The sequence below is a fragment of the Clostridium felsineum DSM 794 genome (assembly GCF_002006355.2).
In the GTDB taxonomy this organism is placed as follows: Bacteria; Bacillota; Clostridia; order Clostridiales; family Clostridiaceae; genus Clostridium_S; species Clostridium_S felsineum.
Genome location: NZ_CP096980.1, coordinates 1,918,684 through 1,932,926 on the forward strand (window position 1 = coordinate 1,918,684; position 14,243 = coordinate 1,932,926).

Consider the following 14,243-nt stretch of genomic DNA (forward strand, 5'->3'; position numbering starts at 1 on the left):
TTGAAAATATTTAAATTATGATTATAATATAAATAGTGCAAAATAAGGGAAAGGGTTTTAGCTCTTCCCTTAATTTTAAGCTATAAATAAAGTTTATGTGAAATATTTAGGTGGTGAAAGGGATGGCAAATAAAGATTATTATGAAGTGCTTGGGCTACAAAAAGGTGCGAGTGATGATGAGATAAAAAAAGCTTTTAGAAAACTTGCCATAAAATATCATCCTGACAAAAACCGCGGAAATAAAGAAGCAGAAGAGAAATTTAAAGAAATAAATGAGGCTTACCAGGTATTATCTGATCCTGATAAAAAAGCTAATTACGATAGATTTGGAACTGCAGACTTTAATGGTGGTGGAGGTTTTGGAGATTTTTCAGGGGGCTTTGGTGACTTTGGAGATTTAGGTGATATATTTAGCTCGTTTTTTGGTGGTGGTTTCTCAGGAGGTTCAGGTTCAGCAAGAAAAGATGCTCCTCAAAGAGGAAATGATATTGAGTATGCTGTAAGTTTAACTTTTGAGGAAGCTGTTTTTGGAGTAGAAAAAAATATAAATATAGCTAGAAGAGAAAACTGTGAAAGTTGTAATGGTACTGGAGCTAAAAAGGGTACTTCTCCAAAAACTTGTGATAAGTGTGGAGGAAGTGGAACTATAAGAGTTCAGAGAAATACTCCTCTTGGAAGTTTTGTTAGTCAGGCGACTTGTGATAAATGCGGCGGTCGTGGAACTATAATTTCTGATCCTTGTCATGAATGTCATGGCTCAGGTCATGTAAGAAAGAAAAGAAGTATAAGTATTAAGATACCAGCAGGTGTAGATACCGGGAATGTAATACCTCTAAGAGGTCAAGGTGAACATGGTAAAAATGGCGGACCAGCAGGTGATCTTTATATAAGTATTAAAGTTGCGCCTCATAAGCAGTTTAAAAGAGAAGGTTTTGATATTTACATCGATACTCATCTAAGTTTTCCTAAGGCAGCACTAGGTACAGAGATAACGGTGCCTACTATAGATGGAGATGTTAAGTATACAATTCCAGCTGGAACTCAATCAGGAACTGTGTTTAGATTAAAGGGCAAAGGTGTTCAAAGAGTCAATAGTAGCGGAAGAGGAAATGAATATGTTAAAGTAATAGTTGATACACCTAAAACATTAAATGAGAAGCAAAAAGAAGCTTTAAAGCTTTTCATGGAAGCAAGCGGAGAAGTAAAGGCAGAAAAAAAGTCAGGTTTTAAAAGATTTTTTGAATAATATATAGTGTGGAAAAGTTCTGCATTATATAGGGAAATCAGGTAAATTAAGTTTTACCATGGTTTCCCTATATTTATTATCAAACATTTTACAGGAGGAATAAAATTGGATAATAAGAATTGGTTCGAGATTACAGTTGTTACTAGTAGTGAGGCTGTTGAAGCTGTTACAGGTATACTTTACAATACACCAGTTAAAGGTGTAGCTATAGAAGATTCGAAGGATGTTGAATTCAAGAAAAAACACCCTGGTGATTGGGACTATTTTGATGAATCTTTACTTAATGTTAAGGATGGCGCTGTTATAAAGGCATATTATAAAGATGATCATAATTTTGAAGAAAGTGTACAGTACATTAAAGATAGTATAAACAATCTTTCTGAGTTTGGAATTAACAAAGGTGAAGGTAAAGTTTTTGTAAATGAAGTAAATGAAACGGATTGGGAAAATAACTGGAAAAAGTATTATAAACCAACTAAAGTTGGAGCTAGAGTTGTAGTAAAACCATTATGGGAAGAGTATGTTCCAAAAGATTATGAATTAATGTTAAATATGGATCCAGGTATGGCATTTGGAACTGGTACTCATGAAACTACAAGAATGTGTATTCAAGCACTTGAAAGATATGTAAATGATTCTTCTGAGGTATTTGATATAGGAACGGGTTCAGGAATACTTGCTATAGCAGCTGCAAAATTAAAAGCAAAGAAGGTAGTTGGGGTTGATTTGGACTCTGTGGCAGTAAAAGCAGCTAAGGAAAATATTGAGTATAACAATGTAGATAATATAGAAATACTACATGGTAACTTAATGGAGGTAGTAAAGGGAAAAGTAGATGTAATTGTTGCAAATATTATTGCAGATGTAATAAATATTTTAGTTCCAGATATAAATAAATTTTTAAAGACTGGTGGATACTTCATATCTTCTGGTATAATAAAGGATAGGGCAGAGGACGTTATACAAAATTTAAAGAAAAATAAATTTGAAATTGTAGAAGTAAACAACCAAGGAGAATGGATTTGTATAGTGGCTAAATTATAAAGGAGTGTATCTTTTTATGCATAAGTTTTTCGTGGGAACAGAAGATATTTGTGATAGTGCAGCATACATATATGGAGATGACGTAAAACACATATATAAAGTACTAAGGCTTAAGATCGGAGAAAAAGTTAGTATAAATGACGGCAATAGTCATGAATTTCTTGGAGAAATAGAAGAAATAACAAAGGAAACGGTTAAAGTTAAAATAATAGAAAAACTTGATATAAATAACGAGAGTCCTGTAAATGTGTACTTATATCAAGGATTTCCTAAGGCAGCCAAAATGGATATGATAGTTCAAAAAAACTCGGAGCTTGGAATAAAAGAGATCATACCAGTAATTACAAAAAGAGTAGTTGTGAAAAACGAAAAAAGTGAATTTAAAAAAATTGATAGATGGAATAGAATAGCCTTTGAAGCTGCAAAGCAGAGCAAGAGAAGTGTAATACCTAAAGTTAAAGAGGTATCTAGCTTTGAAAATATGATTAAGGATTTAGAAAAAATGGATTTAGTACTGGTACCTTACGAAAATAAAGAAGAAGTAGGCTTAAAAAGAGTTATTAAAAATATTCAAAATGATAAAATTAAAAGTGTAGCCATAGTAATAGGTCCTGAAGGTGGATTTGAAGAAATTGAGATAGAAGAATTGGAAAAAATCGGAGCATATATAATCACGCTAGGCCCAAGAATTTTGAGAACTGAAACAGCAGGTCTTGTATGTACATCGCTTGTTATGTATGAATTGTCCGATATTGGAGGAATAATATAATGAAAGTTGCTTTTATTACTTTAGGATGCCGAGTTAACTCTTATGATAGTGAGGCTATGGCAGAAAAGTTTTTGAAATCAGGATGGGAAGTTGTAAATCATGATGAAAAAGCAGATGCATATGTTATAAACACATGTACTGTTACCAATATGGGTGATAGAAAATCTCGTCAGATGATAAGTAAATCTAGGAAAGTTAATGAAAATGCGGTTATAGCTGTAGTTGGCTGCTATTCTCAAGTATCACCAGAAAAGGTTTCTGATATTGAAGGAGTGGATATCGTCCTTGGAACGAAAAACAAGGGAGATATAGTACAGTATGTAAATGAATTTATAAATGAAAGAAATCAAATCGTCAATGTAAAAGATGTCTTCACAGATAAAAAGTTTGAAGATTTAAATATAGATGAGTATCAAGATAAGACTAGAGCTTTTCTTAAAATACAAGATGGCTGTAATAGGTTCTGTTCATATTGTTTAATACCTTACGCTAGAGGTGGAGTATGCAGCAAAGATCCAGAAAAGGTATTAAATGAAATTAAAAAGCTTGCAGAACATGGTTTCAAAGAAATTATATTATCAGGTATACATATAGCCTCTTATGGGGATGATTTAAAAGGAGACTGGAACTTAATTAATATAGTTGAAAAGATAGAAGAAATTGATGGTATTGAAAGAATAAGAATAGGTTCAATAGAGCCGCGATTTTTTGACGATGAAACAATAAATAAAATAAAGAATATGACAAAAATGTGTCCACACTTCCATTTATCACTTCAAAGTGGTTGCAGCGAAACACTTAAAAGGATGAACAGAAAGTATACTGCTGATGAGTACAAGGATACAGTAGATAAACTTAGAAAAAATATAAAAGATGTATCTATAACTACTGATGTAATAGTAGGTTTCCCAGGAGAGACAGAAGAAGAATTTAATAAAACCTATGAATTTCTTAAAGGAATTGAATTATCTAAAATGCATATATTTAAATACTCTCCTCGTGAAGGTACTAAAGCAGCTGATATGAAGGATCAAATTGATGGAAATATAAAGGACAAGAGAAGTGCAGAGCTTATTGAACTTGATAAAATAAATGAAAATAAGTTCATGTCAAAGTTTTTAAATAGAGAAATGGACGTTTTATTTGAAAAGAAATTTAATAACAAAGAAGATCTCTATGAAGGCTATACGCCTAACTATATAAAAGTAGTAGTAAAGTCAAATAAAGATATATCAAGAAAAATATTAAAAGTTAAGCTTACAGAAATTAAGGATGAACATTTACTTGGAAAGTTGATTTTATAGAAATAAAGGAAATGAGTACAAAATGTTGAATATATTTTATGAGGGGGTGAAAATATGGATGAGTGTATATTTTGCAAAATAATCAAAGGGGAAATACCGTCATCTAAGGTTTATGAGGATGATAAGGTTTTTGCCTTTAAAGATATAAATCCAGCCGCTCCGATACATGTACTTGTAATACCTAAAGAACATATATCTAGTTTAAATGATGTAAATGAGGAAAACAGTAAATTGATAGCACATGTATTTGTAGTAATATCAAAATTAGCTAAAGAGCTTGGTATTGATGAAGATGGATTTAGAGTTGTTTCTAATTGTGGCGAGGCTGCAGGGCAGACAGTACAACACGTACATTTCCATTTGCTGGCAAAGAAAAAATTTACATGGCCACCAGGCTAAAATAAAATATTTTTATAGGTGTATATTATTGTGAAAATATTGACATTACAGCTTTTCATGGTGTATAATAGTTGATGTGTTATTTAGCCCAATTAGCTGCATTTGAGTTTCAAATTTGAATTGTGCTAGCGGAGGGAGGGATATAGATGTCAGAAATAAAAGTTGGAGAAAATGAATCCTTAGAAAGCGCTTTAAGAAGATTTAAGAGAAAATGCGCTAGAGCAGGAGTTCTTTCAGAAGTAAGAAAGAGAGAACACTACGAAAAACCTAGTGTAAAAAGAAAGAAAAAATCTGAAGCTGCTAGAAAAAGAAAGTTTAAATAGTTTTGAAAGAAGGTACGTAAATGTCCCTTAAAGAAAAACTTCAAGAGGACTGGAAAAGTGCTCTTAAGAGCAGAGATAAATTTAAGGCTAATGTAATCAGTATGGCTAAAGCTGCTATTTTGCAGGTGGAAAAAACTGATGGCGTAAAACTTAATGATGAAGATATTATTGGAGTTTTAGCAAAAGAGGTTAAACAAAGACGCGAAGCTTTAGTTGAGTTTGAAAAAGGTAATAGGCAGGATTTAGTTGATAATACTAATGCTGAAATTAATATTTTAATGAGTTACCTTCCTCAGCAGTTGACTGAAGATGAAATTAAAATTATAGTTAAAGATGCAGCAGAAAGTGTTGGAGCAAGTAGCATGAAAGATATGGGAAAGATTATGTCGGCTTTAATGTCAAAAGTTAAAGGGCGCGCAGATGGTTCCTTGGTAAGTAAACTTGTAAAAGAGTTTTTAAATAATAAATAAAGAATATAAAAGATCTGGTTTATCCAGATCTTTTTTTGTTGTAATTAAATCCTTTTTTTATTCATAAATTAGTATGAAAGTGCTATGTTTAAGGGTGAGAGGATGGATAAAAAAAGAATTTATAAATTTAGAAGATTTCTAGCAAGAAAGCTTGATTTTCCAAGTGATGCAGTAGTGTATACACCTAAGATAAATATATCAGTAACAGGGGATGAAGAAATAACTATTGAAAACTATAGAGGCATTGTTGAATTTACTGATAAAAATATAAAAGTAAATACTGAGGTTGGTCCTATAGGTATAGAAGGTAAAAATTTTGAAATAGTTTTTATAAGTGGAAGTACCATAATTTTGGGGGGGAAATTTAAAACTATTATTTATGGGGATGATAAAAAATGAACTTTAAATTTGAAAACTTTAAAAATACCTATGTTGTTATTGAAGTAAGGACTAGAAGCGTTGAAAAATTTATAAACTTACTTTGGAGTAATAAAATAAATGTTATGAACATGATGAGAATTAATGCTAATTTAGTTCAATTTAAGGTTGCATTAAAGGATTATAAAAAGACAGTTAAAACAGTGAGATTGGTTAAGGGAAAATTAAAGATAATAGAAAGGCATGGCTTGGGTTTTTTTGTATTTAGAATAAGAAATAGAATTTCAATTTTAATTGGCTTAGGAGCCTTTATAGGCTGTATATGTTATTTATCAACTTTTATATGGCAAATTGATATAGTAACTGAAAAAAATATAGCTCCATATGATGTAAGACAAGATTTAAGAGATATAGGTGTAAAACCTGGTATAGGTAAAAGTGGATTAGATGTGTATAAAATAGAGGAACAATTGATGCAAAAAAACAACAATATAATGTGGGCAAGAGTTAGAATTTATGGATCAAAGTTAAAGGTTAAAATTGTTGAAAGACAAGAAATTCCAGATGTTAAGCCTAACAATGAGGTTAAGGATGTTTTGGCAAACAAGTCTGGACAAGTACTTAGAGTGTATACAACCTCGGGAACTGCAGTTGTTAAAGCAGGAGATATTGTGAAAAAAGGCCAAGTACTTATAAAAGGAGAAGAAGGTCAAGATGATAAAGTATACAAGGTACGTGCAGACGGTAAAATAATAGCTAAAACCTTTAATGAGAATACAGCTAAAGTTATGCTTACAAAACATGTAAGAAAGAGGACAGGCAAAAAGATTCAAAATTATTATGTGTGCATAGGTGGCAAGAAATTTTATTTGAAAAAAAGTGAAAATAAATTTAATAAATATGATAAAATAGTAGATGGCAACTATTTTATGGGAAGAGAGACTTATTATGAGGTTGATGACAAAATAGTTAATAATAATAAGGATGCGGTTGTAAAAGAGACAGCTGAGAAAATGTATGGTAGAATGAAGGAAAATTATGATATGAATGTTAAAGTCCTGGATAAGTTAGTTGATTCTAGTGTAGAGGGAAATATATGTACAGTAAGACTTGTGGTTGTATGTGAAGAGGATATAGCAGGTAATTAAAAAATTGTTTTAAATACTTAAACTGTGCATTAACAAAAGGGTGAATTATAAAATGAAGATAGTTCAATTGATGAAGAAGGAAAAATCTATAAAAGTAATGACATTTTTATGTGCGTTCATAATTATATATGGCATATTACTTACAGCGATAGACACAAGAAAGTATTCACTTAAAGAGGGTGATATTGCCAAAAGTGATATTAAGGCAACTAGAGATGTAAATGATGAAGTAGCAACACAAGAAAGAAGACGACAGGCGGTTAATTCAGTTGGTCTACAGTATGATAAGAACACTGAAATTGTAAATAATGTTATAGATAATATAAACAATGATTTTACCATAATGAACAAAATTAAAGATGAAAATATAGATAATAATGCAAAGGTAAATCAGCTTAAAAGCTCTTTAAAAGCTGATATAGGTGATTCGAATATAAATATAATCCTATCTACTAATAAAGATGATTTAAAGGATCTTCAGCAATTTATAGTTAAAACCATGAAGGATATTTACGACGGAGAAATAAGGGATGGAGATTCAGCAGATATAAAGAAGGCACAAAATAGTATTGCCGATGAATTCTCTAAGGGAAAGCTCTCAAAAGATACTACAGAACTTGGTATAGCAATTGCAGATTTTTACGTTCAACCTAATATGTTTTTTGATTCTAAAAAGACAGAGGAAATAAAAAACGAAGTATCTAAAAAGGTAGAAAATGTAGTTATAAAAAAGGATCAAATAATAGTAAAAGAAGGCGAACCTGTAACAGCAAATGAAATATCTGTTTTAGAGGATTTAGCTCTTTTAAATAACTCCAACGGACAAAGCTGGTACATATACCTTACATTAGCATTAGCGGTAATTATAGTGCTATTTTTACAGATATATTATATATATAGATACTATAAAGAGATATATAAAGATAATAAGAAAATTATAATGCTTTGCTCACTTAATATAATATCAATAATACTGGCAAGAGCGGTACTTGTGATTTCGCCATTTTTAATACCGCTGGCATGTTCTCCTATGCTAATGATACTTCTTATGGATAGTAGAATATCACTTTTGGAAAGTATTCTTAATTGTATTTTTATAGCATTAGCATGCAAGTTTAACGTTGAAGTAACTATATTAGCGCTTATGAGTTCTGTAGTAGCCTTTATGACCTTTAGAAAAATGAAAAAAAGAAATGACACTATATATGCAGCTGTTTTTATAGCGGTGGTAAATGCGGCAATATCTTTTTCTATTGGTTTTCTTGTAAGCAGTAATTTGATTGATAATTTAACTAAATCAGGTTTTGCATTTATAGGAGGTATATTATCTGCTATACTTACAATAGGCTTTCTTCCAATATTTGAAAGCGTGTTTGATGTAGTAACAGATGTTAAGCTTCTAGAATTATCAGATCCTAATCATCCTTTAATAAAAAAGCTTCTTATGGAAGCACCAGGAACTTACCATCACAGTATAATAGTAGCAAATATTGCAGAAGCTGCCGTTGAGAGAGTAGGAGGAAATGCGCTTTTAACTAGGGTAGCCGCCTATTATCATGATGTAGGAAAACTTAAGAGACCTTACTTTTTTAAGGAAAATCAGGTTGGAGGAAAAAATCCACACGATAAAATAAATCCTAATTTAAGCGCATTAGTAATAATATCACATGTTAAGGATGGAGTGGATATTGCTAAAGAATATAATATACCTCAAATCATACAGGATACTATAGAGCAGCATCATGGTACAACACTTGTTAAATATTTTTATATAACACTTAAAAATAAAAGTGAAAATCCAGAAGATATAAAAGAGGAAAATTTCAGATATCCAGGACCTATTCCAAGTAGTAAGGAAACTGCAATTATAATGCTTGCAGATAGTGTTGAAGCTGCTGTTCGTTCTATACAGGAGCCTACAAGGGGAAAAATAGAAGAAATGATTAATAATATTATTGAAGCTAGATTAAACGATGGTCAGTTAAATCAATGTGAGCTTACGCTTCATGATATAGAAAAAATTAGAAAAGCATTTTTAAAGTCTCTTCTTGGAATATATCATCAAAGAATTGAGTATCCTACGGATAAGAGTGTAATAAAGCAAAAAAAAGGTGAAGAAGGTAAAGTTAAAAAGGAAATAAAATAAAGGGAGTTAGCTATGATATATATAGACAATAGGCAGAAAAGTATTAAGGTGGAGGAAAGTCTAGAAAATACTTTAAAAGAAGTTATAGATTATGCATTAAAAGAAGAAGGAGTAAAAATAGATTATGAGGTTTCTGTAATATTTGTAGATAATGAAACTATAAGAGAAATAAACAAAGAAAATAGAAATGTTGATAAAGTTACAGATGTACTTTCATTCCCAATGCTTGATTATGATGAAGATAAAGTATTTAAAGATATGTACACGGAATATGAATTTGAAGATGAATATTTTGATTGTGGCAATCTAGTATTAGGAGATATAGCACTTTCACTTGAAAAGGCAGAAGAGCAAAGCACTGAGTATGGTCATTCATTTCTAAGAGAAGCAACTTATTTAACCGTTCATTCTGTTCTTCATCTTATGGGATATGATCACATGGTAGAAGAGGATAAGATGAAAATGAGGAAAAGAGAAGAGGAGATATTACTTCATTTTGATATAAAAAGGTAAAAATTGAAATGTGGGATGATGTTTATGAAACCTAGAAAACTAGTTGACAGTTTTAATCACGCACTTGAGGGTATAATATATGCAGTAAGAACTCAACAAAATGTTAGAATTGATCTTATTGCGGCACTTGTAATACTTACAATATGTTTTTTTACAAACTTGACAAGAGTTGAGCTTTTAATTATAACAATAACAATAACTATGGTAATAAGTGCGGAGCTTATGAATACAGCAATAGAGGCAACAATTGATTTGACCTCAAATTACTATCATCCACTGGCTAAAATAGCTAAGGATGTGGCTGCAGGAGCTGTAGTGGTTACGGCTATAAATGCTGTTATAGTTGCATTTATAGTGTTTTGGGATAAGCTTACACCAGTTACAAACCATGTTATATACAAGATAAAAAATTCCAATCCATATATGATATTTGTTATTTTAGTAATAGTTTGTATACTTACGCTTATAATAAAAGCTATTTTTGGTGAAGGAACTCCATTAAAAGGAGGTATGCCAAGCGGCCATAGTGCCATAGCGTTTTCTCTAGCAACTATAATAACCTTAATATCACCTCAACCTGTAGTTATAATACTAAGCTATTTTTTAGCTGTAATAGTTGCACAGAGTAGAGTAGACTCAGAGGTACATTCTTCTCTTGAGGTCATATGTGGAGCAGCTTTTGGATTTTTAGTTACGCTTTTATTATTTAAATTATTTCATTAGAACAAATTAAGGAGGACGTATGTTTAAATCAGGATTTGTAACAATAATTGGAAGACCTAATGTAGGAAAATCTACTTTAATTAATCATATTATGGGGGAAAAGTTATCTATAGTTTCTTCAAAACCCCAAACTACTAGAAATAATATACAAACAATACTTACAGGAGAAGAATACCAAATTGTTTTTGTAGATACGCCTGGAATGCATAATCCAAGACATAAGCTTGGAGAATACATGGTTAAAGTTGCTAAAGAATCTATGAATGAAGTGGATATAGCATTATTTGTTACCACCCCTGACGTAGAAGTTAGAAAAGGTGATTTACATATATTGGAGCAATTGAAATCGGCAAAGGTTCCTGTTTTTTTAGTTATAAATAAGATTGATGAAACAACAGAGGAAAGATTAGCAGAAACTTTGAAAAATTACTCTGAAAGCTTTGAATTTGAAGAAATAATCCCTATATCAGCTAAAAAGGGGAAGAATGTAGATACTTTAATAGAACTTATGGTGAAGCATCTAAATGAAGGCCCTAAGTACTATCCTGAAGATATGATAATAGATAAGCAGGAAAGATTTATAATAGCAGAAATAATAAGAGAAAAAGCACTCAGATTTCTGTCTCAAGAGGTTCCTCATGGAATTGCGGTTGAAATTCTTCAAATGAAGGAGGAAAATGAAAAATATAAAATCGAGGCAAATATAATGTGTGAGAAAGACTCGCATAAGGGTATTATAATTGGAAAAGGCGGAGAGATGCTTAAGAAAATATCTCAATCAGCGAGAAAAAGCTCAGAGGCGTTTTTGAATAAAAGAGTTAATTTGAAGATATGGGTTAAGGTTAAAAAGGATTGGAGAGATAGTCCTTTTGTATTAGGAGAACTTGGATATAAAGCTCCAAAAAAATAATTTATATATTTTTTAAAAATGTGGGAAACTGAATTGAGGATTAAATCGTCATTTAGTTTCCTATATCTATAAATTAACGAAACCGGATAAAATAATAAAGGGGATGATAATCTGTCTTTATTTAAAAGTAGAGGAGTAGTTCTTAAAAGTCAAGATATAAATGAAAATGATAAAATTATATGGATTTTTACAGAGAAAATGGGCAAAATATCTGTAATAGCTAAAGGAGCAAAAAAAAATAGAAGTAAATACCTTCCAATCTCAATAAACTTCTGTTTTGGAAACTTTGTGTTTTTTAAAGGAAAAAGTATGTTCTCTCTAAATGAGGGTGAAATAATTGATTCTTTTCAAGAATTTTTAAGTGATTTGGATACCCTGACATATACGTCATATCTTTGTGAACTTATAGATATTTCTATGGCAGAAGGGGAAAGTAATAGAGATCTATTTAAAGAATTTGTAAGTACCTTTTATCTCATAAAAAATAAAGTTGGAGATATGGAAACTTTAATAAGGGCATTTGAATTAAAGCTTTTAAAATATACAGGGTATGATCTCAATTTTGATTACTGCTCAAAATGCAAGAAAAGAATTAAGAAAGCTTCTTATATAAGCTATAGGTATTATGGTGGGATATGTGACGACTGTTCAAAGGAAGGAGGAGTAGCGGTTAATCCAGCGGTATACAGTAGCTTAAATTATTTGAATAAATTGCCTATAGAAAAAGTTTATAGAGTTACATTAAACAATGATATAAAGGATGAAGTATTTCAGGTATTAAAAGGATTTATAGGCCAAAACTATGCAAAATTACCTAAAAGTTTAGATTTATTAAATATTATAAAGAGGAGTGAATAAAATGGAAGAAATAACTTTAGAAAAGGTTGATATTATAAAAGAAAGAACAGGAGTTACATATACTGAGGCCAAAGAGGCACTTGAGGCTTCAGAAGGAAATGTAATAGATGCATTGATATATATAGAAAATAATACTAAATCTCATAAGGATAATCTTTATGAAACAAAGGATGAGTTTGTTCAGTGGATTAAAGACACTATAAATAAAGGAAATGTATCAAGAATAATAGTAAAAAAAGATGAAAGAACTATTGTAGATATACCAGTAGCTGCTGGACTCGCAGGTGGAGTTCTAGCAGGAGCTGTATGGGCACCATCACTTGCAATTATGTTCCTTACAGCTGTATTTGCAAAGGTTACAGTAGAAATAATAAAAGAAGATGGCTCTGTAGAAGTTGTAAACAAAGTTGTAAAGAACACTGTTACAGGTGTAAAGGATAAAATAAACGAAGTAAAAGATAAAGTAATGAATAAAAATGAAGACAGCAAAGTTAATACAGACGGAGCTTATCAGTACACAGTTAAATTTGATGATGTAGATAGTGATAATGTAAGTAAAGGTAATGATGATAATAAAGATAATGAGTAGAAAAAATAAATATACTTAAGAAAGCAGGTGATAAGTTGAGTAAATATTACTTTTATTTATCACCTGTAATTAATTATAAATTTAAATTCACATTGAATTTTCCTTCTATATAATGGCAGAAGTTGTATGCAAATTTTAGGTGAAGTTCACTATACTTAGTTGTATTTTTTATAAGGTTTATGAAGGCAGATTTGTTACAACGATTTATATTGTTATAATAGTCTTTTGAGATTTTCCAAAATTTTTGAGGGAAAACCAAATAAGATAAAATATATAAATATTCATCAAGGTTAAGAGGATTTATTTCTTCATAAACATTTAGTATATTTATTAAAAGTTCACTGTTCCATTTAGTATTGTCTCTTTTCATTATTCTTCTCAAAAAATAAGATATATCATGAACAGAGTAGTCAAATTTACATTTATCGAAGTCTATAACCCAAATATCATTGTTGTTGTCGAAGATAATATTTTTGTTTACGTAATCCAGGTGACATAAACTTTTTTTGAAATTGTTACTATTAAGTCTAGAAGAAGCTTCTAATGCTATTTTTGAAAGAGCTATACATAAATCACAATTGTTAAGTGCAATTTTAGAGAAGGTATCATTTATTTCGTAAGCTTTATTAAAAAAGGTTAATATTTGTTCAAAGTGTTTTTTGTTAGATAAATATATATGTTCAAAACCATATCTTATTACACTACCTTGTATAGAAAAAAAGTTTTGTGAACATTTATGCATATACGCTAAATTTTTAGAAGACTTAAAGATGTCCTCTTGTTTATCATAATTGCATTTGGTTCCATCAATCCAGGGCATAAGTATGAAAATCATTCCGGAGTATACTACAAATCGTGAATTATCCTTTGTAGGTAAAATTCGTGTTACATTTATATCATGCCTAAAAAACCATTCAGTAGTAGAGTAAACAAATAAAAGTTCTTCTTTGTTATAATATACTTTTTTTAAGCAGTATTTTTTAGAATTTAAAGTTATTTTATATACAGCTCTTTGTTTATCAGTATCTTTAAATTTTATTTGTAATATTTCAGCATTCTCAAGATTATATTTTGGTAATATATATTTTTTTATTGAAGCTTCTGGAAGAAGAATATGTGAGGTGTTATCTTTTTCAAGCACTAAATCACTTCCTAAAATTTATCTTATATATAATGATATTAAGAAATTTTTTATAATATACATTAAATAAAAGGATTTTAACTATTTATCAAGAATTAAATGTTATGGAAAAAATAAAATTGCTTCTATATTTTTTCAATTTTAGAATAAAAAACACTGCGAAAAGGGTAAACTAAGGATATAGAAAGAAAAATTTTATTATTTTTTAAAATAAAATCTCACAAAAGAAGGATTTAAACTTTTTTTGTCGAATTTAATTATGCTCATGGGAATTTAATTAT

The 14,243-nt window shown here is 30.2% G+C and carries 16 protein-coding genes; 15 read left to right on the forward strand and 1 reads right to left on the reverse strand.

What is annotated here, in order from left to right; all coding sequences use genetic code 11:
* The first annotated feature begins 122 nt into the window (after positions 1-122).
* From dnaJ to CLFE_RS09040, 15 genes are all read left to right on the forward strand, one after another.
* Positions 123-1,247, forward strand: a complete 1,125-nt coding sequence (gene dnaJ, locus CLFE_RS08970; protein ID WP_077833429.1) for a molecular chaperone DnaJ — start codon at positions 123-125, stop codon at positions 1,245-1,247.
* Positions 1,248-1,352: 105 nt separating this feature from the next.
* Complete coding sequence (gene prmA, locus CLFE_RS08975; RefSeq protein ID WP_077893750.1) at positions 1,353-2,291, forward strand: 50S ribosomal protein L11 methyltransferase; 939 nt, start codon at positions 1,353-1,355, stop codon at positions 2,289-2,291.
* A 16-nt stretch (positions 2,292-2,307) separates the two neighbouring features.
* Positions 2,308-3,060: a 16S rRNA (uracil(1498)-N(3))-methyltransferase gene (locus tag CLFE_RS08980; protein WP_077893751.1), complete on the forward strand. Its 753-nt coding sequence runs from the start codon at positions 2,308-2,310 to the stop codon at positions 3,058-3,060.
* Entirely contained in the window at positions 3,060-4,364 is a 1,305-nt protein-coding gene (gene mtaB / locus CLFE_RS08985; protein ID WP_077893752.1) for a tRNA (N(6)-L-threonylcarbamoyladenosine(37)-C(2))-methylthiotransferase MtaB, read from the forward strand. The genes CLFE_RS08980 and mtaB overlap by 1 nt, the downstream gene beginning before the upstream one ends.
* A gap of 54 nt (positions 4,365-4,418) precedes the next feature.
* A complete protein-coding gene (locus CLFE_RS08990) occupies positions 4,419-4,763 on the forward strand; it encodes a histidine triad nucleotide-binding protein (protein WP_077833425.1) in 345 nt (114 codons plus the stop codon).
* A gap of 146 nt (positions 4,764-4,909) precedes the next feature.
* Positions 4,910-5,086: a 30S ribosomal protein S21 gene (gene rpsU / locus CLFE_RS08995; protein WP_010964600.1), complete on the forward strand. Its 177-nt coding sequence runs from the start codon at positions 4,910-4,912 to the stop codon at positions 5,084-5,086.
* A gap of 20 nt (positions 5,087-5,106) precedes the next feature.
* On the forward strand, positions 5,107-5,556 hold the full coding sequence (locus tag CLFE_RS09000; protein ID WP_077833424.1) for a GatB/YqeY domain-containing protein: 450 nt from the start codon (positions 5,107-5,109) through the stop codon (positions 5,554-5,556).
* 102 nt (positions 5,557-5,658) lie between these two features.
* Complete coding sequence (yqfC, locus tag CLFE_RS09005) at positions 5,659-5,955, forward strand: sporulation protein YqfC (RefSeq protein ID WP_077852435.1); 297 nt, start codon at positions 5,659-5,661, stop codon at positions 5,953-5,955.
* Positions 5,952-7,082 (forward strand): sporulation protein YqfD, encoded by a 1,131-nt coding sequence (gene yqfD / locus CLFE_RS09010; protein WP_077852434.1) that lies wholly within the window; start codon positions 5,952-5,954, stop codon positions 7,080-7,082. The genes yqfC and yqfD overlap by 4 nt, the downstream gene beginning before the upstream one ends.
* A gap of 52 nt (positions 7,083-7,134) precedes the next feature.
* A complete protein-coding gene (locus CLFE_RS09015) occupies positions 7,135-9,228 on the forward strand; it encodes an HD family phosphohydrolase (RefSeq protein ID WP_077893753.1) in 2,094 nt (697 codons plus the stop codon).
* Positions 9,229-9,240: 12 nt separating this feature from the next.
* Complete coding sequence (gene ybeY, locus CLFE_RS09020; protein WP_077833420.1) at positions 9,241-9,741, forward strand: rRNA maturation RNase YbeY; 501 nt, start codon at positions 9,241-9,243, stop codon at positions 9,739-9,741.
* Between the two features lie 24 nt (positions 9,742-9,765).
* Complete coding sequence (locus CLFE_RS09025; RefSeq protein ID WP_077833419.1) at positions 9,766-10,464, forward strand: diacylglycerol kinase; 699 nt, start codon at positions 9,766-9,768, stop codon at positions 10,462-10,464.
* A gap of 19 nt (positions 10,465-10,483) precedes the next feature.
* On the forward strand, positions 10,484-11,374 hold the full coding sequence (gene era / locus CLFE_RS09030) for a GTPase Era (protein ID WP_077852432.1): 891 nt from the start codon (positions 10,484-10,486) through the stop codon (positions 11,372-11,374).
* A gap of 111 nt (positions 11,375-11,485) precedes the next feature.
* Positions 11,486-12,232: a DNA repair protein RecO gene (gene recO, locus CLFE_RS09035; protein ID WP_077833417.1), complete on the forward strand. Its 747-nt coding sequence runs from the start codon at positions 11,486-11,488 to the stop codon at positions 12,230-12,232.
* A 1-nt stretch (position 12,233) separates the two neighbouring features.
* Positions 12,234-12,821 (forward strand): DUF4342 domain-containing protein, encoded by a 588-nt coding sequence (locus CLFE_RS09040; RefSeq protein ID WP_077833416.1) that lies wholly within the window; start codon positions 12,234-12,236, stop codon positions 12,819-12,821.
* Positions 12,822-12,894: 73 nt separating this feature from the next.
* Here CLFE_RS09040 and CLFE_RS09045 read toward each other — a convergent pair whose 3' ends face one another.
* On the reverse strand, positions 12,895-13,962 hold the full coding sequence (locus CLFE_RS09045; protein ID WP_077852431.1) for a CotS family spore coat protein: 1,068 nt from the start codon (positions 13,960-13,962) through the stop codon (positions 12,895-12,897).
* Positions 13,963-14,243: the final 281 nt, after the last annotated feature.

Coding starts and splice junctions, on each gene's coding strand:
- dnaJ (WP_077833429.1), top strand. CDS start 123: ATGGCAAATAAAGATTATTATGAAGTGCTTGGGCTACAAAAAGGTGCG.
- CLFE_RS08980 (WP_077893751.1), top strand. CDS start 2,308: ATGCATAAGTTTTTCGTGGGAACAGAAGATATTTGTGATAGTGCAGCA.
- mtaB (WP_077893752.1), top strand. CDS start 3,060: ATGAAAGTTGCTTTTATTACTTTAGGATGCCGAGTTAACTCTTATGAT.
- CLFE_RS08990 (WP_077833425.1), top strand. CDS start 4,419: ATGGATGAGTGTATATTTTGCAAAATAATCAAAGGGGAAATACCGTCA.
- rpsU (WP_010964600.1), top strand. CDS start 4,910: ATGTCAGAAATAAAAGTTGGAGAAAATGAATCCTTAGAAAGCGCTTTA.
- CLFE_RS09000 (WP_077833424.1), top strand. CDS start 5,107: ATGTCCCTTAAAGAAAAACTTCAAGAGGACTGGAAAAGTGCTCTTAAG.
- yqfC (WP_077852435.1), top strand. CDS start 5,659: ATGGATAAAAAAAGAATTTATAAATTTAGAAGATTTCTAGCAAGAAAG.
- yqfD (WP_077852434.1), top strand. CDS start 5,952: ATGAACTTTAAATTTGAAAACTTTAAAAATACCTATGTTGTTATTGAA.
- CLFE_RS09015 (WP_077893753.1), top strand. CDS start 7,135: ATGAAGATAGTTCAATTGATGAAGAAGGAAAAATCTATAAAAGTAATG.
- ybeY (WP_077833420.1), top strand. CDS start 9,241: ATGATATATATAGACAATAGGCAGAAAAGTATTAAGGTGGAGGAAAGT.
- CLFE_RS09025 (WP_077833419.1), top strand. CDS start 9,766: ATGAAACCTAGAAAACTAGTTGACAGTTTTAATCACGCACTTGAGGGT.
- era (WP_077852432.1), top strand. CDS start 10,484: ATGTTTAAATCAGGATTTGTAACAATAATTGGAAGACCTAATGTAGGA.
- CLFE_RS09040 (WP_077833416.1), top strand. CDS start 12,234: ATGGAAGAAATAACTTTAGAAAAGGTTGATATTATAAAAGAAAGAACA.